Consider the following 19,883-nt stretch of genomic DNA (forward strand, 5'->3'; position numbering starts at 1 on the left):
GCTTGATTTTAGGATTTGGAAGTTTTCTTTAAGAATCGAACATTTAATAGTGCCTTTTTTGCATTGGCTCCCGGATGATAATACTTTTTATCGTAATAGTGTTTATACGATTGGCTATTAATATCAATGTCGTTTATTACAGCGGTAAGGTTTTCTATCTCGTTTCTTTTAAGGTTTTTAACGGTATTTCGGAATACTGTTTTAACCGACTTATTGTAACGCGCTATAAGGATGTTGATATTGGCCATTTTCATCAGGAAGAGTGTTTCGGGTACAATTCCTACTGGTGCCGAATCTATTACCACGTTGTCGTAATAATTGAGCAGCAACTGAATCAATTCCTTCGTTTTTTCGCTGGCAATCAACACGCTTGGGTTTGGCGGTACGGGACCTGCTGTGATGATATCAAGATTCGGATCATCGGTTTTGATAATCAGGTCTTCAATCAGGCTTTTATTAATTAGATACGAAGTAGTGCCAATCTGACTGTTCAATTTCATGGATTTACTGATGCTCGGGCGACGAAGGTCGTATTCAATAAGAATTGTTTTTTTACCAAAAGAGGCAATGGTACCCGCAAGGTTAATTGCAGTAAAGGTTTTTCCCTCGCCACTTAGCGAGGAGGTAACTACAATAATATTCTGATCGCGGCCTTTGATGAAAAAATCGAAGTTCATGTACAAGGAGCGGAACGACTCGGCAACGGCCGAATCGGCAGCGTTGCGCATTACATTGGGCAGGCCGGTATCGTTATGGTAAATGTTGCCAAGAATGGGTATATCGCTTATCGATTCTATATCTTCGTGTCGGCTGATACGGTTATTGAGCATATCGCGCAGGGTCAGGAAGGTGTATGGAAGGAAAATACCCATGATGATGGCAATTACCAGATTGATCTTCTTTTTGGGGCCAATAGGGTTGTAGCTTAATACGCGTGCTGGGTCAACAATTTCGTAGTCCGGAAAATTCGAAGCACGGATAATTTGCGATTCGGCTCGTTTCTGTAGCAAAAAGGTATAGATCTCGTCGTTTATCTCGAATTCGCGTTCAATGCCTTTGAGTTGGAGTTCTGTTCTTGGCATACCCGATATTTGTGCCGAAAGTTTATTGATCCGGTATTCGATTTCATTCAAACTGATTTTTAGGGTATTCAGGCTGTTTTCGACATTGTCGGAAATACTTTCGAGGGTTCCCCTTATTTGCCTGTCGATGTCTTCGAGAAAAATATTGTTGTTGGTTTTATCGTCCAGTAAACGGGTACGTTCGGCATTAAGGGTGAGTAAGTTACTGATGAGTTCAGTTAAAACGGGGTCGACAATATTCATGGTCGATGGGGTTTTGAGCCGCGAAATATCCTGGCTCTTCACCACATATGTTTTCAAGTATTCGTAATAGCGAATTTGCACTTCGGTTTGTGCCTTTTGTGATTCAAGTTCATTCAGCATTCTCAATACTTCCTGCCCTTGAAAACTTAAATCCATCACTTGGTTCGATGACCTGAAATTGCGAAGGTTAGCTTCTGCTTTTACGAGCGAGTCAGATATATCAGCAATTTGTCCATCGATAAAATCGATGGTGCTCAGGGCTACCTTATTTTTCTTTTCCACATTTACATCGAGGTATAAATTGGTCAGTTCGTTCAGAAAATCTGAGATCTTTTCAATATTGCCCCCTGTAAGGGATATTCGTATCAGAGTGGCCTGTGGCTTCACCAATTCTGCCCGCATTTTTTGCTGGTATTCCGCTGTTAGGTGGTTAAGGTTGTTCATTTGAAAATAAAATACCTTGCCATAGGATTGAGGTGTAAGTGCCTGAGTAGAGCTTATTTCGAACGAAAAATAGGGATGCTGCAAGCGTTCATTGAATTTTAGGGTGTCATGAATCACATAGCCTTCGATGATATTAAGCTGTTTGTTATCGATGTAATTGAATAATGGTTTTGCTTCTGATTTGCTGGTTAAGACATATCTTTTTTCGTCAAGAATTTTTACTTCGAACAGGCTGTATACTACCTGAGGGTGAGACTTGTCGAGAGTTACTTTAAATGGAAGGTTCGTGTGAACATCTTCGAGGTATTTGGTATTACCACCCAGGTATTTTTTTGGAAAACTGGAATATTTCCTATAATACGAGACCTGATAATTAAGGCGCATAAGGGCTTCGCGCACTAAACCAAACGAATTGAACAATTCAAGCTGGTTTTCCATGTCGGTTTGGTTGCCCATAAAACTAAAACCTTGCAATACATCGGGGCCAGAAAGGAGATTAGTTCGGTCTTGCTCCGAGAAGTAAATGGTTGTACTGTTGCGGTATATCGGTTTGGCAAGCATGTTCATTAACACAGCAAAAAACAAAAAGATACCCACTGTAACAAGGTATACTTTCTTATAATTTAAGAGGGTGTCAATTATTTTTTGAAAATCTGTACCGGTTTTAAGAATATCTTCAGATCGTTTTTCCATTTAATTCGGAATTAAGTTAAAGGTGGTAATAATAAGGGCAAGTGTTGTAAGAGAAGATAGGATTATGGACAGACTGTTGTAACTTCTTAAACTGGAATACTTTGCTTTAATAGGTTCTATCATTATCACATCGTTAGGCTGAAGGTAATACATTGCAGATTCTACAATGTCCTTTTGTGTTAAATCAAGTACATAAAATTTAATTTCGTCGTTCATCTCTCGCAAAAGTGTAACATTGGTAAGGTTGCCATAACTGGCCACGCCGCCAGCAAGCCCAAGTGCCTGAAAGCAACTTATTTTATCGTCGTAATACACATATTCTCCGGGTCGGTTCACTTCGCCTAAAATGGTGATGGTATTGCCAACAAACCTTACTGTAACAGAAATATTCTTTAAAAAACGGCTTAGCTGACTTTGAATCTCGGTTTGGGCCTCCTTTAACGTAAGATTGCTGACCATAATCGGGCCTGTAAAAGGAAGGTTAAGAAATCCTGAATCATTGACTGTGTAGCTGATTAAACGAGGGTCGACATTGGCAATGGAACTGTACCCTTCAGAAAACAAAGCTTGTGTCCGCTCGTCGGTACTGTATACTTTAATGTACAGGTTATCATATGGAAGTATTTCTTTCTCGTTATAAAGGGTATTATAGAGTAAACTATCGTTGTAAAGTTGGGGTTCGTGCACCAGTTTTAGTTTCTGATGAGGTATGCACGATTGCATGACCCATAAGATGAGCAAAAGCACAAAGCTATTGCGAAGCAGGTGGTTTGAATGTTTCATAGGGTTTTCTTCTATCATTGCCCGTAAATATATGAATTTCGTAGTTATAGCTTGTAGCTGTTTTTTAGGGAATTACTGATTTTTTACAGAATATTTTAAGCGTATTATGTACATGAAAAATACAAAGTTTCCTACAAAATAGCGCTTGAACAAGCGCTTGGGCTCGTGTATAAAACGATAAAACCATTCCATCTTTATTTTTTGAATCCAAAGTGGTGCCCTTTTTACCTTGCCGGCAATAAAATCGACAATGGCCCCACCTCCAATAGCCAGTTTGAGTTGGTTGAATCTTTCGAGGTTTTCCATGATCCATATCTCCTGTCTTGGCACTCCCATGCCCACAATTAACAGGTTCGCTTGTGAGTTATTGATTTCAGTTATAATTTTTTCATTTTCAGCTGAATCGAAATACCCACTGTGACTACCGACAATTTTTATCCCGGGGTGTTTTTTTTCTAATACCTCTTTGGTTTTTTCAATCACACCCGGTTGTCCCCCTAACAGAAAGAACTTTTTATTCTGATTATAAGCCATTTCAATAATTTTCGGAATCAGGTCGGTGCCATTCATATTTTCAGGTAGGCTGATACCGCTATATCTTGCTGCGAGTTCAATACCAATGCCATCGTTTAGTACTAAATCGGCTTTGTCAAGACAAATTTTGTAGGCTTCATTTTTTTGAGCCATATTAAAACAATGCGCATTGATAAAGAAAAGGGTGCGGCATTGTTTACCCATCAAAAAATCCGAACAAATTTCGAGACATTTTGGCGTGTCCAGTATATTAAGGCTAAGGTTGTAAAAGCTGGTTTTTTGCATAAAGTAGAAATAGGATTCTATTTAAGCCTTTCTATGACTTGATTTTGGCGCAAAGATCGAAAAATTGACTGGAAGGCACAGGTATTTTTGACGAATTACATGCTTTACTTTATGGATGTTATCTACCTAAAAAAAGTTATGTGAACAAGGATTGTTTTAATTATACATTTTTACTGCCTGCAAACATGTATCCCTTTATCCAATAGATAAGTCCAATTTTAAAGTTGACTATACTTTTCAGGAACAATTTCCGGTGCTCAGGGCCTGCTTTAAAAACCCGTTGGCTTATTCTGAAAAGTTTAATTAAAAACACCATAGGAGCAGTAAGTAAGGGAAATATTCCTTTATACATCGTGCTGTTATAGTATTGTCGTCTGTATACCAAAACGTACCTTCCTAAAAGTTCCTGGTTGCGGTAAAATTTCTTTTTGTCGGTGCGGAAAATATGATACACCATGGCTTGCGGCTGAAATTCCAGGCGGGCATATTTACCTGTCTTTAAACAAAAGAGGGTATCTTCCGACGCTCTTACCTCCGGAAACCCTCCTGCACTGTCGAATAGTTGTTTGTCGCAAAATAGGTTACACGAGGGGAAAAAGCTTCGCTCATTGGATACGCCAACAGGAAGGTATTCGTTAAACTGAAGGTAATATTGTGCAATGGCAATTTTATTGTTAAGCTGAAATTCGGGTAGTTTGTAACTTCCGCCACCAATCAGGATACCTCTTTCCGAAGCCTCGAGAATAGTCGAAATCCAATTCTTATCCGGGTAAGCATCTGAATCGATAAAAGCCAACACATCGCCTGAAGCTTGTTTTGCGCCAATGTTACGTTGTATGGCAGGTATTACCCTTATTCCGGAAGTAATCAATCGGTATCCTTTCCCCTTGAAGTTTTCAAGGTACTCTTTGGTAAGCTGATCATCAGAAGAATCGACCACAATGACTTCTTTGATACGTTCGAAATTGCTTAATGCAAAAATATGTTCGAGGGTGTAAGAAATGGTTTCAATAGAATTATAAGATGGGATAATGATGGAAATGCTTTTCATAGAGGATATAGTAGAGGTTTGATTGCTTGGCAAACTTAGGAAAGAGTTTAGTACAGATGCAAAGATACAAGAAATCCTCTCCCCGAAAATTTCGGAGAGAGGATTTCAGAATTGATTTTATATACAACCTGTTTCAACTGGTGAACAGGTATGTCTTTTCTTCGAATGCTTATTTTATTACCAGCGATTGCGATATCATCTGACTTTCAGAAAGTACCTGAACCAGGTAGTTTCCAGCAGGGAAACTAACATCTATGGTTTGAATTCCTTTAGCCATTTGCTGCTGGTAAACGATTTGGCCATTCATGCCTATTATCCTTACATTCGAATCTTCTTTTAAGTCTACAAAGAAGCTTACCTGAGCCGGATTGGGGAATACTTCCAGGATATCTTCTTTACTTATCTCTTTGCCAGCCGATGTATTTTGGTTGGCATAAAGTTTCAATTCAGAATAAGAGTTTACATTGTCGTTTGAAGTTCCCTGGCCAACCAGTTTAAAATAGTTGAATGTGGTTTCTGCCTTGGTGCTTGGAAGGTCGAATACCTGATAGTCTTCCGATAGGCCACATGATTCTTCCTGGCCCATTACAAGTTCCCAGTCTATTCCATCTTGCGAAGCATATACCTCGAAATAAGCATTGTTCTCGATACCGTTTTTTACACTTAGTTTGAAGTGATTGATTTCAACAGGGGTGGCTGTCTTTACAACGAGCCATTGTTCGCTTCCTCTGATTTGCCATGCAGTAGATTTGTTGTTGTCTATTACATTCTCCGGATAGTTATTGCCTTCGTAACCACTCGCATTCACCGATACAATTTGTATTTCGCTTAACTCGGGTTTATAAGGCAAAATGGTAATTTCAACTTCTCTCAGGCTGCTTATGCTACCGTCATTTGTTTCGATCTGGAATTTGTATGGCGTAGGCTCTGTTACTTCTGGTGCCAGGAAAGAAATAGACGGTGTTGTATTCGAAGAGATAAATACATTTTCTTCTGTTGACCAGTTAAAACTCAATGCATCGCCATCAGGATCGTAAGAGTCAGATGCATCTATGGAGGTTACATAACCGCTGTATGCATTGATGTCGTATTGAATGGTTACTACCGGAGCAGTATTTCCTCCACTTGTTTGAGCAGGATTTATAGTGATGCTTACCGTTCTGTTTGAAGTGGCTTCACCATCGGACAATGCCAGGCTTACACTCACAACTGTTGCTGCGGTTACTTCAGGAGCAACAAAAGAAGTGGAGGCTCCATTTGTGCTGCTCAGGCTTACTGATGGGCTGTTAGTCTGCCAGCTGTAAGTAAGCGCATCGCTATCGGCATCGAAACTACCTGCCGCATTGAGTGTTACAGTCTGACCGCTTTGTGCACTGCTCATATAGTCTAATACAATAACCGGTGCATTGTTGGGTGTAACTGTTGTAGGATTTACTGTTATTGTTATGTTTCTTGTCGAAACAGCCTCGCCATCGCTTACAGATAAGGTAATGCTAAGTGCTGTTGCGCTGCTCACTGTAGGTGCTACAAAACTTGTTTGCGATGCTGAGGTGGAGCTGAACACAATTCCATCGGCAGAGGACCAGGTATAAGTAAGGTTATCTCCGTCGTTGTCAAAGGTTCCAGATGCATCTAAGTTTACTGTTTGTCCACTTTCAGTTGTTTCATTGTAATTAATCAGTATAACTGGAGCACTGTTTGCCGGAGGCGGAGGTGGGGTTACACCTTCCATAATTGAAGTAATTGTGTGGGCTGCATACATCAGTGGAGCATTCCAGTTTATGGTTATTTCGTTGGTTGCCCAGCTTCTTTTATCGTCGATGTATTTCTTAGCCGGAAGCTCCGAAGGATAGCTTAATCCGTCACTTGCCCAGGGATTGGGACCTCCAACCAGAAATCCTGGCACTGGTTCGTCGATGTTGTCAGAACCAGATTGACGGTGGTGTATGTTTCGAGCGTAGTCTGTGCCAATTCCTGAAACAAAGGATTTATTAAGAGGGTTTTTTCCTAACAGATAATCCATATTCGCTATGGCTGCATCTAAATATCCTGAAGTGCTATCGATACGGTGTCCATCCAGTAACATCATGGCCTGATTTGCTACTATGGCATTGCTACCCCAGGTAAAATCCCAATCGTACATCCCCATGGAGGTATTGTAGGCTGACCGATTGTATTCGGCAGTGATATCGTTACACAGATTGATTAACTCCGATTCGTAAAATGTTTTGTCAGAGGCCGATAGTTGGCTGCTGTTGGTAATGAGCGATAGCAAACCGAGTGTGTTTGTTTTTTGCCAGTTTGGTACACTAATGTCATTCCAGTCGCCCTGTCTGATTCCAATACGGTCGTAGAACTGCGATTCGCCGGTAGTAATGTACAATTCTGCAGCCGCCCATTTGAATTCATCGGTAAAGGTATCGTCGGGGTAATCGCCGGTTTCAATGTAAGGGCTAAAGTTTTGGTTCATCTCATTCTGGTCGAAATGGATGTTGGGGTTGGCATTGGCCCAGGTCCAGGCACTGCGGGCAGCTGCCAGACAGGTAGCTGAAAATCCAGGCAATTCAGTTTCGAAATCGGCAAAAATACGGGCCGACATGGCCATAATGGCAGCAAAATCGAGGGTGGAAGCTGTTGATTTTTGTACAACATACCTTGCTGTAGTAGCATCTTCGGGCATGGCCCAACCATCCATATCCTGGTTAGTTGTTTTAAAGTATACGCCACCATCGTTAGGATCCTGCATGGACATCATCCACTCGATATTATAGAGCGCTTCGTCGAGTATATCAGGGATGCTGTTGCCGCTTTCCGGAATATTCAAATCGATATTGGTAAAATAATACGGCATGGTTTCGTATAGGTGCAAAAAGGTAAAGGTTGAAATGCCAGCATTCACAATGTATTTATTGTAATCGGCTGCATCGTACCATCCTTTTGAAGTGTTAATAAGAGTGTTGGCAGGTCTTTGAGGCGTAGCAGCAGAGGCATGCACAATAACCTGGTCGTCGGGATGTCCGGCAGCACGGTGCCAAATGCCAGCATACGTTTCGGGCAAATCGGTAGAAGCCCGTTGGTAATAGTATGCTTTGGTGCTTACAATGGCAAGGTCAGTGTACAAATCGCTACTAATAACAAAATCGTAGGATTTACCCAAATCCGAAACTACCACATAATAGTTGCCCGGTGAAGTATAGCTGCTAAAGTCGGCTATCCTTACATTCTCGTCGGAGTAGGACCAGTATTTAGCTGCATTTAAATTGCCGTTGAAAACAACAGTCTGGGTAGTGGCATCTACCACTGAGAAGGTTGAGCCAGATGTGCCCCTTACAATGGCTACTTTTTTGGCTGATGGAAAATAGCCCAGCTGATTAATCCGAATCTGGCTGGTAAGTGATTGCCCTGAAACCATTAGTGGTAGAAGGCTTGCAAGTAAAATGGTAAATCTAATTCGCATGGTTAGTAGTTTTGTGTTATCGCCTTGGTTTTTGTGGTTATTTGCTAACAGCGATTGCCCTTCTTTATTGTTGCAAACTTGGTTATTTTTTCAACAAGATTCAATTAAAGCAATCTATAATTTACAAAAAGTTATTGCTATTTTTTTCTGGTCGTTCAAATTATTCTGGTCTTCTTTTCTCGACATCATTTTGACCAATGTTACGATTATTTTGACGAAAGGTTTCTGTGCTGACTTTGTTAATAAGTAAAAAAATACGCTAAACATATTGATATGCAATAGATTATTAGGTGAATATTTTTTATATTTATTTTTCTTAGTTCGCAACACTTTGACGAACATTTATTTTTTGTACTCAAAAGAATTTTGTGGTCAACCACGGTGATTCGATTTAAGCTCAGAAATTAAATACCCATAAAACATTGTGGTTCAAAATACAAGTGCATTGAATACTCTTGCCTGTTTGTTTAATTCGGCAATGCAAAAAATAAGGGATAGGTAAAATGTTGCTAAATTGCTCGCCATAATGCTCAATCAACCTTATGAAAAAGATTATTGCTTTTTATAGGAAATGCCGCAGTTCAAAGACCAATTTCCTGCTATTGGTATTACGTGCTATGCATTTTAAGCTTGTGTTCAGAAAAACGATTCTGGTGCATCAACGGGTAAGTATTAGTGGGGTAAAAAATATTTCGGCCAGCGGTAAACTCGAAATTGGTACAGACTATGTGGGTTTCACACATAGAAGGGATATTACCTACCTTAATATCAAAGGAAAACTCAAACTGGCCGGACCTTATTCCATTGGCCGTGGCTGTCGGATTGACATTGAAAAAGATGGCGAAGTCTCCATTGGACATGGCGGGTACATCAATGCCAATACAAACCTGATTATAATGCATGGACTTAGTATTGGCAACGATTGTGTCATCTCCTGGAATTGTCAGTTTCTCGACGAAGATTTTCATTCCATCCACTACGAAGGCCGTAAAGAAGGTCGCCCCGAAATTGTATTGGGTAACAAAGTATGGGTTGGATGTGGCGTAAAAATTTATAAGGGAACCCATATTGCAGATGGATGTGTGATAGCAGCCGATTCGGTTGTGCGTGGCATTTTCACCCAGCCAAATGCTCTGATTGGTGGAAATCCGGCTCGCGTGCTTAAGGAAAATATCGGGTGGGAATAAATTTCTACTGTTAATTATTTCCTGCTTGTTATCCGTATCCACTTCATTTTAAGCAATTGTTTGATAAACATTGTCAGCTCTCGACGATTAAAGGTTTGCCGGTAGAAGTAGGAATAATCGCGGAGCAAGTCGGTGTTGAGGTAAGTATCCTGCAGCAGGTCTGCTGTTTTGCACAAAAAGATATCTTCTCCTGGTATGTTGTAAAACACATTGAGTTCGTGCGGCTTAAGTGAACGCTCAAAAGTCATCAGCGGATTTGCGCATTTCTTTGTGGTGAGCGCATAGGGTTTAGCAATGGTTTGAGGCCTTTTGGTTCCGTATAGGTCTACTTCGAAGTCAAAGTCCTTCATTTTTTTATTATGCTTTTTAATGGTCGCAGGAGTAATTTCGAAATAGGAATCGTAGACATTTTCGGCCTCTGAGAATGGAATAAAACGAATCTTTGGATCAACCGTTGCAAGCGGACTTTGGGCGTCGTGGTCGCGGTCGAAATAATGGGTTCCGGGGTCGTTAAAATTGGTCGAGAGCGATTTGTTGGGATAGACAAAAAACTTGTTAGTGTATACCAGGTAGCCGATAAAAAACTTTTTCCACGAACTTTTTGGCCAGTTAATTACTTCGTAAGGCATGCCAGTAATTTTCGACAAATCCGGATCGGTATTAAACCATTCCCTGAAGCCTTTCCATTGTTCGCGGCTCCAAGACTGGCCCCAGGAAGAGGCAATCTGCATAAAATACACATCCGAATGGTTGGTTACAGGAATAAAGGGGAGTTTATTGTTCCAGATGATATCGGTAAGCCGGTAGTTATAGAGCGAAATACCGGCAATTTTTTCTTCGTTGCGGTAAAACTGTTGTGCCTCCTTTACATAATCGAGGAAGTAAGGCGAAACAAACAAATCGTCTTCGAGGATAATTACATCGCCAAATTCTTCGGTAAGGTCGCCGCAACTGATAATATGCGCCTTAAGGCCTGTGTTTTTCTCCTTTACGCGAACTTCCTTAGGGCCGAATTTCCAATTATATTGGTGGGCATAGTCAATCACATCCTGATTTTTGCCTCCATTGTTGTCGATAGAGATAATCAGGGAAACATCGCCCTGTGGCTCGATCATGCGATCGAGCGATCTACAAATTCGCTTCAGTGATTCGATACGGTTAAAGGCTACAACAACTATTACAGGATTTGTCATCATTTTTTAATTAGTTTCGATTTTACCACTTTTAGCAGCTGCCCCAGATCGTTACGTTGATAATAAAGAATGTGGAGGGTAAGAAATATCAACAGGGCATAGGTCAACAAAGGGATATTAAGGTAAACGCTTATAAGTAACCCGCTGTATGCAAATAATTTAGGTGTCCAGAAAATGATTATTTCCTTAGTTTTAAATCCGAAAGATTTATAAAATCCGAGATAAAGGGTAGAGGGTACCACAATGGCCAGGTAAGCAATGGAATAGCAGATGATCACCATTTTTAGCGAAATAAAAGCTCCGATCACAATACCACCCACCAGTGCTACCGATTGGATAATGCCTAACAACGAAAGGTTTTTCTCTTTTTTATAGAGTACAAAAATATGTCCACCGGTCGAAATTAGTGTCTGGCCAAGGATCAATACACCAAAATAAGGCAACAGTTCGGCAACCTGCATCCAGTTTTTGCCCCACAGCACCAGTACAAACCAGTTTGGTATCAGTATCAGTGGCAATGCTACGGGAAGGCTTATCATACTAATTACCCCTAAAATACTTGCATATTCCTTGTTTACATTTCCACCGGCTTCTTTCAGTTTCTGCAGGCTTGGAAACAATACCGTACCAAAGATGCCTGTAATTAAAGTAAGCGCAAGGGTGAGAAACTGGTATCCGCGGTTATAAATCCCCAGGTCGTTCTTGCCATACAATTTCCCAACAATCAGGTTGTCGGCATTTCGGGCCCAATAGTTGATTGAATTGAAAAACGAAAGGTTCCCAATCAGGCTTCTTGTTTTGCGAAAGGCTACCTTTATTTGTCGCCAATCGTAAGAGGGGCGTATTTTAAGTTTTCGGTTGAAAAGTATGTAGTAGATTACTACCATCAGAATTTGCGGCACAATGAGCGACCAGTATGAAAAACCCAGAAAAGCCATCAATATCATGCCACCCATCATAAATCCATGGCCAATAAGGTTAACCTGGCCAATGCGGTTAAAATTAAGCTCTTTGGCATGTATGGCATAGGGCACCACTTGCAACGACTGAAAAATAAAAACAGTGGCAAACACCATAGTGGGAACTATAAGCTCTTTATCGTTATAAAAATAGGCAATCGGAAAGGCCAGACCCAGCATCAGCAGAAACAAAACCACGCCAATTAAAATAGCAATGGAATGCACCGCCCTGTAATACGAGTGCTTATAATCACTTCTTATAATGGCATAGGAAACACCCGAGTCGGTAAAAAGCTTGATGTATTCAGTAAATACGGTAATTAATGCTACAAAACCATATTCATCGGGCAGCAGTAATCGTGAAAGAATTATTGTGGCTACAAACCTTAATGCCTGGGTTGCATAATTATATCCACCGAAAGTGATCAGATTTTTAAAAAAGGTTTTTTTGAAACTCACCGTTCGAATTTTAGGGGTTGGTTACTGATTTTTATAAGTTATCACTACAGCATTATGTTAAAACAACCTCGCGAATTGAGGCTAATTCTTAATGGCTGCAAAGTTATCCTAATTTTTTGCTAATTTTTTTAGCATTTGACATAAGTATAAAAAAGCATGCCTAAATGGTAAATTTATATCCGTTTTTTCAGTAACTCACTAAAGCTTCATAGCATAAAACTCTAAAACAAATCGAGGCTTTTGATTTTATTTGCTTATCGATCAAACCCTGAAATTTAAGTATTGAAAAAAATTACATACCTGAAAAAAGTTAATTGAATCATTTGAACATTGCGTTAATCAAATTAAATTGCTTACCTGTAAAAATGGGTCAAGAACTCCCAAACGAATAATATACTTTCGTAGCAAAATTTTAAGCAATCAACAATATGCAATCTCAAGAAATTAAATCAAGAATTACCGGATACATTTTAGATACCACTTTTGCCGAGAAAGAAAAGATTCAGGATTCAACCCTGATTTTTAAAGAGGGTTTCTTTGATTCAATGGGTTTTGTAATGCTTCTGGGTTTTCTGGAAGAGACTTTCAGTGTTAAACCTGTGGATGCCGATCTGGTAGAAGAAAATTTTGAATCGATTAATGCCATTACCGAGTTTGTAATTCGCAAACAAGCAGCCTGATTATGTGCGGTATTGCAGGAATAGTCAATTATTCGGTACGTCCTGATGCCGAAATGGTAAACAGGATGCTATCGCGCATCAGCTACCGGGGGCCAGACGAGAGCGGAGTTTATTCTTCGGCTCAGGCTGCAATCGGCAATGTGCGCCTTAGTATCATCGATTTATCGACAGGCCAGCAACCCATGACCGATGTAAACAAAAGATATTGGATTGTGTACAATGGCGAATTATTTAACCACATAGAACTACGTCGCGAATTAGAGGCAAAAGGTTATGGTTTTCATACCCATAGCGATACCGAAGTGGTGATGCAGCTTTATGCCTGCTATGGCGAACAAGCTTTGCCAAAGATGAACGGACAGTACGTTTTTGCCATTTGGGACACCCATAAAAAGGAAATGTTTATTGCCCGCGACCGAGTTGGGATACGCCCGCTTTTTTACCATTATAACCAGGGCGAATTTAGTTTTGGTTCCGAAATTAAAACCCTTTTCGAGAATCCTCGCATAAAACCTAGCTTAAACAACGAAGCGCTTAGTCAGGTATATACCTTCTGGACCGCCATTACTCCACATACTGTCTTTAACGATATTCTGGAACTTTCGCCCGGACATTGGATGAAAGTGAATTCATCAGGAGTTCGTGTGCAGAAATACTGGGAGCTCCGCTTTGATCAGCCAAATCAATCCATAAAATCTATCGATGAGGCTGCAGAGGCATTTGGCGAATTGTTCGAGGATGCAGTAAAACTCCGTTTGCGTGCTGATGTTGAAGTGGCTGCTTATTTGAGTGGAGGGATCGATTCGAGTATCACAACTGCTTATATTAAAAAGTTAGAACCACATGTGCTCAATACTTTTTCCATTGGATTTCAGGAAGATGAATTTGACGAAACAAACTATCAGCTCGAAGCAGCGCGCTATTTGAATACCAATCATCATTCAATAAAATGCAGTTCGAAGGAAATAGCCGAGGCCTTTCCGCGTGTGGTCAATCTTTGCGAAACCCCTGTTATCAGGACCGCTCCAACTCCTATGTATTTGCTTTCTAGGCTGGTACGCTCGAACAACATCAAGGTAGTGATTACCGGCGAGGGAGCCGATGAGATGCTGGCTGGTTATAATATATTTAAAGAATCTGAGATCCGGCGTTTTTGGGCAAAACAGCCAAATTCAGCATACAGACCATTGCTTCTGAGGAAATTATATCCTTATCTTCCTCAAATGAAAACAGCTTCGCCAACCATGCTGAAGCTCTTTTTTGGGTTTAAACTGGAAGATACAGACAATCCGTTTTATTCACACCTGTTGCGATGGAACAATGCCGAGCACATAAAAAAGCATTTTCATCCAAACGTTAAATCATCTTTGAATAGTTTTGATCCTTTTGCAGCTTTGCAAAAGAATTTGCCCGATGGGTTTAATACCTGGCATTCACTGGCTAAGGCCCAATGGCTCGAAACCAGTGTGTTTATGTCGGGCTATCTGCTCTCTTCGCAAGGCGACCGCATGGCTATGGGTAATTCAGTAGAAGGTCGCTATCCTTTTCTGGATTACCGTGTGATAGAATTTTGTGCCTCCCTTCCTCCGAAATACAAGCTGAATGGTTTAAACGAGAAGTACCTGCTGAAAAAATTGATAAAAGGTAAAATTCCAGATAGCATTCTAAACAGGTCTAAACAAGCCTATCGTGCACCCATTGCCAGCACCTTCCTCGGCGAACAAGCTCCTTCTTACATCAAGGAGCTTTTAAATGCAGAATCCATCGAACATGTCGGTATTTTTAATTCTTCCAGTGTGCTGCCTATGCTGGAAAAAATGCGCCAAACACCCCGCACCTCAGAGGTAGAAAACATGCTTTTAACCTCACTGGTTTCTACTCATTTGCTATACCAACAGTTTATAGGTCAAAAACCAGCACCTCTTACACCTGAAAATATTCTAAAGTCGAATATAATAACCGAATAAAATAGTTACCATGAATAACCAGCCTAAAAAGCCCTTTACCAAAGAAATTATCCTTCTCGGAAACGTCGGAGAGATAGTGGATCAATTGATCGAACAAATGCGCAATGATGTCTTTAAACGATTGCACCGCATGGGTGGTGTGATTGGTATCAGCGGAGGTATCGACTCATCGGTGTGCATGGCCTTGGCAGCAAAGGCCTTTGGGCCTGAAAAGTGCCTGGGTATAATGATGCCCGAGCAGGATTCGAGTCCCGAAAGCGAAAACCTTGCGAGGGAACTTGCTGCCAAATTTGGTGTAAAAGCTATTAAAGAGGACCTAACAGGTGCCCTGGCCGGTTTTAAGTGTTACGAGCGTCGCGATGAGGCTGTAAAAAGGGTTTTTCCTGAATACAGTGCCGCTACCCATAAAATGAAAATTGGGATCAAGCAGAGTGGTTTGTTCTCCAACCTTCCTCCCTTGTTTTCAGTCACTATCATCGACAAAAATGGAGCAGAGAAGGAAGAACGCCTTCCGGCCAAAGACTATCTTCAAATCGTTGCAGCATCGAACTTCAAACAACGTGCACGCATGAGTATGCTCTACTATCATGCCGAAGCACTGCATTATGCGGTGGTAGGTACACCTAACAAGCATGAGAAAGAACAAGGTTTTTTTGTTAAATATGGCGATGGTGGTGCTGATATCATGCCCATTGGCAACCTTTATAAAACTCAAGTATACCAGATTGCTGAATACCTGGGAGTACCCAAGGCTATCATCGAAAGAACACCCACTACAGATACTTACACTGCTGAACAAACACAAGAGGAGTTTTTCTATCAGTTACCCTATAATCTGATGGATCGTTACTGGTATGGATACGAAAATGGGTATTCTCCTGCTGAGGTGGGTAAGGTAATGGGCGAAACAGAAGAGCATGTGAAGAGCATGTTTGTAAACTTTGAGCGTAAATACAAAACCACCGAATATTTGCGCATGTCACCTATCCGCGACTATTTCAATGGCTCAGAAAATTGATCTTTAATCGGTAGGTTGGTTTATCTTTCGTTTAGTAATTATCAGGAAATTATTCCTTAGGTTTTATGAATTGTGTTGATTTTTTCTTTGAACAATCGAAGCACCTGCAAAAAGAATTTGTGGTAGGCAGAGAGCCAATCGATTATGTTACTCTCTACGACCGTACCCTGCAATTGGCAGACTATGTCCGTACCAGGGTTGGCAGTGGCAAGCATATTCTGCTGCTTTCAGCAAATAACACCTTTTTTGTAACGGCCTATCTGGCAATTCTGAAATCGGGAAATGCCTGTGTACCGCTTGATCCGCGTATTGAGACAGAGAATCTGCTTTATATTCAAGAGCAAACCAGCCCGGCGATGGCATTTTTAACACCCGATGTGGAAAAGCGACTTAACCTTTCTGGCATTCCTGTTATTTCTCCTGCCGGGCTTGCCGAAGTATATGAGAAAAAATCAGAGGTTCTGTTTGAAATGGAATTCGATGGCCACTCGGTAGCAGAAGTGATATTTACTTCAGGTTCTACAGGCACTCCCAAAGGAGTTATGCTTTCGCACAATAACATTATCGCCAATACCAACTCTATTGTCGAATACCTTCATCTTACCAGCCACGACCGCATTCTGGTGGTGATGCCCTTCTTCTATTGCTATGGATTGTCCTTGTTGCACACCCATCTCAGGGTAGGAGGCTCCCTAGTGCTCAACAATAGTTTTATCTTCCTGGGAGCAGTGATAAACGATTTAAAGAACAATGCCTGCACCGGGTTTGCAGGTGTGCCCAGTCATTTTCAAATTTTATTACGAAAATCGGAATCTTTTAAAACCACTTCTTTACCCGAATTAAAGTATGTAACCCAGGCAGGCGGAAAACTTTCAACCGTATTTATCGACGAATTTAGGGATGCATTTCCGCAAGTGAAGTTTTATGTCATGTATGGCCAGACCGAGGCAACCGCCAGGTTGTCCTATCTTCCACCCGAAGAATACCCCAGACGAAAAGGATCTCTTGGCAAAGGCATTCCCGGAGTAGAACTTAAAGTAGTTGACGAACAAGGAAACCAGGTGAAAACTGGTGATACTGGAGAAATTATTGCACGCGGCGGAAATGTAATGATCGGATACCTTCATGATGAAGAATCGACTACCCAGGTTATTCGCGATGGCTGGTTGCATACCGGAGACCTTGCTACCATCGATGAGGATGGATATATTTATCATTCAGCGCGCAAGAAAGAAATTATGAAAATAAACGGCAAGCGCGTAAGCCCGAAAGAAATTGAAGAGGTTATACTCAGTCTGCATGAAGTGGTCGATTGCAGCATCGAAGCTATCGAAGACGATATTCAGGGCGAAGCCATTAAAGCTGTGGTGGTAGTAAATAACCTTGGCACAACCCAAATAAATGCCGACAAAATTAAGGAACATTGCGGTAAAAAATTAGCTTTGTATAAAGTACCCAAACTGATTGAACTAAAAGAGCGTATGGAACTGAGCAGTTCTGGTAAAAAAGTTAAGGCTAAACTTTAAAACCAACTTCCATGAAAACAATAGCCTACTCGATCATTTTTATTTTTTTATTAATGGGATGCGACCAAAGTACCGAAGTGAAAGTTGAAAATCCCGATGTGAATATTCTGTTCCTGCATCACAGTACCGGAATGAATGTGTATAAAGGAAAGCGCGATTTTCTATCAGGAATACTATCTCGTTTCGAAAAATACACAGTTCCTTCATTGATTGAAGAATACAATATTCAAAACGGAGCAAAAATAGCTATCCGTGAGCAGGCTTTCCCCAAAGGGTCACCTTATCCATGGAGTAACTACCCTTACGACTACTACAACATCTGGGTTAAAAATGGCGGTACAGAACCCTTTATGGAAGAACCTACCCTCGAAATGCTTACCGCCGATTACGATGTGATTGTTTTTAAGCACTGTTTTCCTGTAAGCAATATTCTACCCAACGACAGTGTATCGGATATCAACTCCGACAAAAAAACAATTGGAAACTATACTTTACAATACCAAGCTTTAAAAGAAAAGCTACATTCTTTTGGCAACACAAAGTTTATAATCTGGACCGGAGCTGCACTTACCAAAGCATCTACCACAGAGGAAATTGCATTGCGTGCGCGTGAGTTCTTCGACTGGGTAGTAAACGAATGGGATGAGCCCGGCGATAATATTTTTGTTTGGGATTTCAGAAAACTTCAGGTAGGAGAGGGCCTTTACCTGCCTGATGAAAAGGCAAAGAATGCCTGGGACTCTCACCTTGACCCGGATTTTGGAGAACTGGCTGCACATGAATTCACCAAATATCTTATTGAGGTGGCAAATACTAATATATCCTCTAATCGCTCAGAATAAATAGTCTCAATAATGAATATTTACAGTGTAAAATTTCTGATTTACATTCTTAGTTTTTTACTCCCTTATTACTATGTAAACCGGAAAATTCAAAACCTGCTATTGTTTTCAGCCAGTTTGCTTTTTGTAGGCATCATTTCAGTTAAAGTATTGGTGATTTCTATGGTGCTGGTAGGAATCAATTATTTGGCAGGAATACTTATAAATAAAAACCTGGCGGCTCCCCTGCGAAAGACCTGGCTTGTCAGATTTGGCGTTTTTATCAATATTGGCGTATTGGTATTTTTTAAGTACCTCGGTTTTCTTATCGATAACCTTAATCAATTGCTCGGGTTAGCCGATTTGTCTGTACCCTCGATAGAATTTATTATTCCAATTGGAATTTCGTACTACACTTTTCAGGGTATCGGATACCTGCTCAATGTTTCGCGGGGAGTAGAAAAGGTTGAGACGAATATCATTCATTTCAGCATTTTTATGCTCTTTTTTCCTAAATTTATTGCCGGCCCCATCGAGCGATCGAAAGTGTTTCTGAGGCAACTAAAGCAAAAAATTGAGTTTAGCGAGTACAACCTGATTAACGGTTTTCAGCTGATTATTCTCGGCGCGTTTATGAAAATGGTGATAGGCGACAGGCTGGCAATGATGGTGAATTACCTGCATTCCGATATGCCACATATCCATGGAGGTATGTATATGCTCATTTTCCTGTTGCAACCTATGCATCTTTATTTCGATTTCTCGGGCTATACGCGTATTGCCTTGGGCATTGGAAAACTCTTTGGAATTTCACTCACAGACAACTTCAATCGGCCATTCTTTGCCAGAAGTGTGGGTGAATTCTGGAAACGTTGGCATATTTCATTGTCCACCTGGTGCAACGATTATATTTTCAATCACATCATTATAAAACGTCTTAAATGGCGCAAATGGGCTTCGGTGTATGCCCTTATGATAACTTTTTTTGTGGTTGGAATCTGGCATGGACCCAACTGGACTTATATTGCAGTAGGTTTGCTCCAGGGTATTGCCATTAATTACGAGTTTTTTACCAAGAAATGGAGGCTCCGAACAATAGGTAAACTCCCTCTTCGGCTTAATAGGTTGATAAGCATATCGTTAACCTATTTGTTCTTCTGTTTTACCCTGATATTCTTCAATTCCGGTACCATAAGAGATGCCTTATACTTCATCTCACATTTGTTTGCCAGCTTGTCGCCCGATGGCATTGGTGTTTTTGGTTTGAAAAATTATTTGTTTGTTGCCTTTGGCATTCTTTTCTTTTTCTTACTAGAGTTTCGTCAGGAATATTGGAACGAGTCGCCTTACGATATAATTTCCCGAACACCTAAGCTTATTCGTTGGGGAGTCTATTACCTGCTCACTTTTCTGATCATGTTTTATTCTGGCCCCGAATCGTCGTTTGTATACATGCAGTTTTAGATAAAAATGAAATTAAGAAATCACATACGATCATAGA

The 19,883-nt window shown here is 40.7% G+C and carries 14 protein-coding genes; 7 read left to right on the forward strand and 7 right to left on the reverse strand.

What is annotated here, in order from left to right; genetic code table 11:
• Positions 1-8: 8 nt before the first annotated feature.
• The 5 genes from IPM71_12675 to IPM71_12695 form a co-directional block, all read right to left on the reverse strand.
• The gene (locus tag IPM71_12675; GenBank protein ID QQS50427.1) at positions 9-2,462 is read right to left on the reverse strand and encodes a polysaccharide biosynthesis tyrosine autokinase; all 2,454 of its coding nucleotides are present in this window, start codon (positions 2,460-2,462) and stop codon (positions 9-11) included.
• A complete protein-coding gene (locus IPM71_12680; protein ID QQS50428.1) occupies positions 2,463-3,245 on the reverse strand; it encodes a polysaccharide export protein in 783 nt (260 codons plus the stop codon). It abuts the gene before it with no gap.
• Between the two features lie 72 nt (positions 3,246-3,317).
• Complete coding sequence (locus tag IPM71_12685) at positions 3,318-4,064, reverse strand: WecB/TagA/CpsF family glycosyltransferase (protein QQS50429.1); 747 nt, start codon at positions 4,062-4,064, stop codon at positions 3,318-3,320.
• Positions 4,065-4,224: 160 nt separating this feature from the next.
• Positions 4,225-5,115 carry a glycosyltransferase gene (locus IPM71_12690; GenBank protein QQS50430.1) on the reverse strand — a complete coding sequence of 297 codons (891 nt, stop codon included), beginning with the start codon at positions 5,113-5,115 and terminating at the stop codon, positions 4,225-4,227.
• 169 nt (positions 5,116-5,284) lie between these two features.
• On the reverse strand, positions 5,285-8,572 hold the full coding sequence (locus tag IPM71_12695) for a glycoside hydrolase family 9 protein (protein ID QQS50431.1): 3,288 nt from the start codon (positions 8,570-8,572) through the stop codon (positions 5,285-5,287).
• 542 nt (positions 8,573-9,114) lie between these two features.
• Between IPM71_12695 and IPM71_12700 the strand changes: the two genes are divergently transcribed.
• Positions 9,115-9,759, forward strand: coding sequence for an acyltransferase (locus tag IPM71_12700; protein QQS50432.1), 645 nt, complete (start codon positions 9,115-9,117; stop codon positions 9,757-9,759).
• Positions 9,760-9,773: 14 nt separating this feature from the next.
• Here IPM71_12700 and IPM71_12705 read toward each other — a convergent pair whose 3' ends face one another.
• Positions 9,774-10,955: a glycosyltransferase family 2 protein gene (locus tag IPM71_12705; protein QQS50433.1), complete on the reverse strand. Its 1,182-nt coding sequence runs from the start codon at positions 10,953-10,955 to the stop codon at positions 9,774-9,776.
• Entirely contained in the window at positions 10,952-12,370 is a 1,419-nt protein-coding gene (locus IPM71_12710; protein ID QQS50434.1) for an oligosaccharide flippase family protein, read from the reverse strand. The genes IPM71_12705 and IPM71_12710 overlap by 4 nt, the downstream gene beginning before the upstream one ends.
• Before the next feature lie 428 nt (positions 12,371-12,798).
• Here IPM71_12710 and IPM71_12715 point away from each other — a divergent pair, with 428 nt between their 5' ends.
• The 6 genes from IPM71_12715 to IPM71_12740 all read left to right on the forward strand — a co-directional run bounded on the left by IPM71_12715 (position 12,799) and on the right by IPM71_12740 (position 19,846).
• Positions 12,799-13,050 (forward strand): acyl carrier protein, encoded by a 252-nt coding sequence (locus tag IPM71_12715; GenBank protein ID QQS50435.1) that lies wholly within the window; start codon positions 12,799-12,801, stop codon positions 13,048-13,050.
• 2 nt (positions 13,051-13,052) lie between these two features.
• Entirely contained in the window at positions 13,053-15,017 is a 1,965-nt protein-coding gene (gene asnB, locus IPM71_12720) for an asparagine synthase (glutamine-hydrolyzing) (protein QQS50436.1), read from the forward strand.
• Positions 15,018-15,027: 10 nt separating this feature from the next.
• Positions 15,028-16,035: an NAD(+) synthase gene (gene nadE / locus IPM71_12725; protein QQS50437.1), complete on the forward strand. Its 1,008-nt coding sequence runs from the start codon at positions 15,028-15,030 to the stop codon at positions 16,033-16,035.
• Between the two features lie 65 nt (positions 16,036-16,100).
• Complete coding sequence (locus IPM71_12730; protein QQS50438.1) at positions 16,101-17,561, forward strand: AMP-binding protein; 1,461 nt, start codon at positions 16,101-16,103, stop codon at positions 17,559-17,561.
• 11 nt (positions 17,562-17,572) lie between these two features.
• Positions 17,573-18,403, forward strand: coding sequence for a hypothetical protein (locus tag IPM71_12735; protein ID QQS50439.1), 831 nt, complete (start codon positions 17,573-17,575; stop codon positions 18,401-18,403).
• A gap of 12 nt (positions 18,404-18,415) precedes the next feature.
• Positions 18,416-19,846 (forward strand): MBOAT family protein, encoded by a 1,431-nt coding sequence (locus IPM71_12740; protein ID QQS50440.1) that lies wholly within the window; start codon positions 18,416-18,418, stop codon positions 19,844-19,846.
• The last annotated feature ends 37 nt before the right edge of the window (positions 19,847-19,883 follow it).

The organism is Bacteroidota bacterium, assembly GCA_016699695.1.
Classification (GTDB): Bacteria; Bacteroidota; Bacteroidia; order Bacteroidales; family UBA10428; genus UBA10428.

Excerpts from the sequence above, each read along its gene's own strand:
- IPM71_12675 (QQS50427.1), bottom strand. The coding sequence starts at position 2,462 with ATGGAAAAACGATCTGAAGATATTCTTAAAACCGGTACAGATTTTCAA.
- IPM71_12680 (QQS50428.1), bottom strand. The coding sequence starts at position 3,245 with ATGAAACATTCAAACCACCTGCTTCGCAATAGCTTTGTGCTTTTGCTC.
- IPM71_12685 (QQS50429.1), bottom strand. The coding sequence starts at position 4,064 with ATGCAAAAAACCAGCTTTTACAACCTTAGCCTTAATATACTGGACACG.
- IPM71_12690 (QQS50430.1), bottom strand. The coding sequence starts at position 5,115 with ATGAAAAGCATTTCCATCATTATCCCATCTTATAATTCTATTGAAACC.
- IPM71_12695 (QQS50431.1), bottom strand. The coding sequence starts at position 8,572 with ATGCGAATTAGATTTACCATTTTACTTGCAAGCCTTCTACCACTAATG.
- IPM71_12700 (QQS50432.1), top strand. The coding sequence starts at position 9,115 with ATGAAAAAGATTATTGCTTTTTATAGGAAATGCCGCAGTTCAAAGACC.
- IPM71_12705 (QQS50433.1), bottom strand. The coding sequence starts at position 10,955 with ATGATGACAAATCCTGTAATAGTTGTTGTAGCCTTTAACCGTATCGAA.
- IPM71_12715 (QQS50435.1), top strand. The coding sequence starts at position 12,799 with ATGCAATCTCAAGAAATTAAATCAAGAATTACCGGATACATTTTAGAT.
- asnB (QQS50436.1), top strand. The coding sequence starts at position 13,053 with ATGTGCGGTATTGCAGGAATAGTCAATTATTCGGTACGTCCTGATGCC.
- nadE (QQS50437.1), top strand. The coding sequence starts at position 15,028 with ATGAATAACCAGCCTAAAAAGCCCTTTACCAAAGAAATTATCCTTCTC.
- IPM71_12730 (QQS50438.1), top strand. The coding sequence starts at position 16,101 with ATGAATTGTGTTGATTTTTTCTTTGAACAATCGAAGCACCTGCAAAAA.
- IPM71_12735 (QQS50439.1), top strand. The coding sequence starts at position 17,573 with ATGAAAACAATAGCCTACTCGATCATTTTTATTTTTTTATTAATGGGA.
- IPM71_12740 (QQS50440.1), top strand. The coding sequence starts at position 18,416 with ATGAATATTTACAGTGTAAAATTTCTGATTTACATTCTTAGTTTTTTA.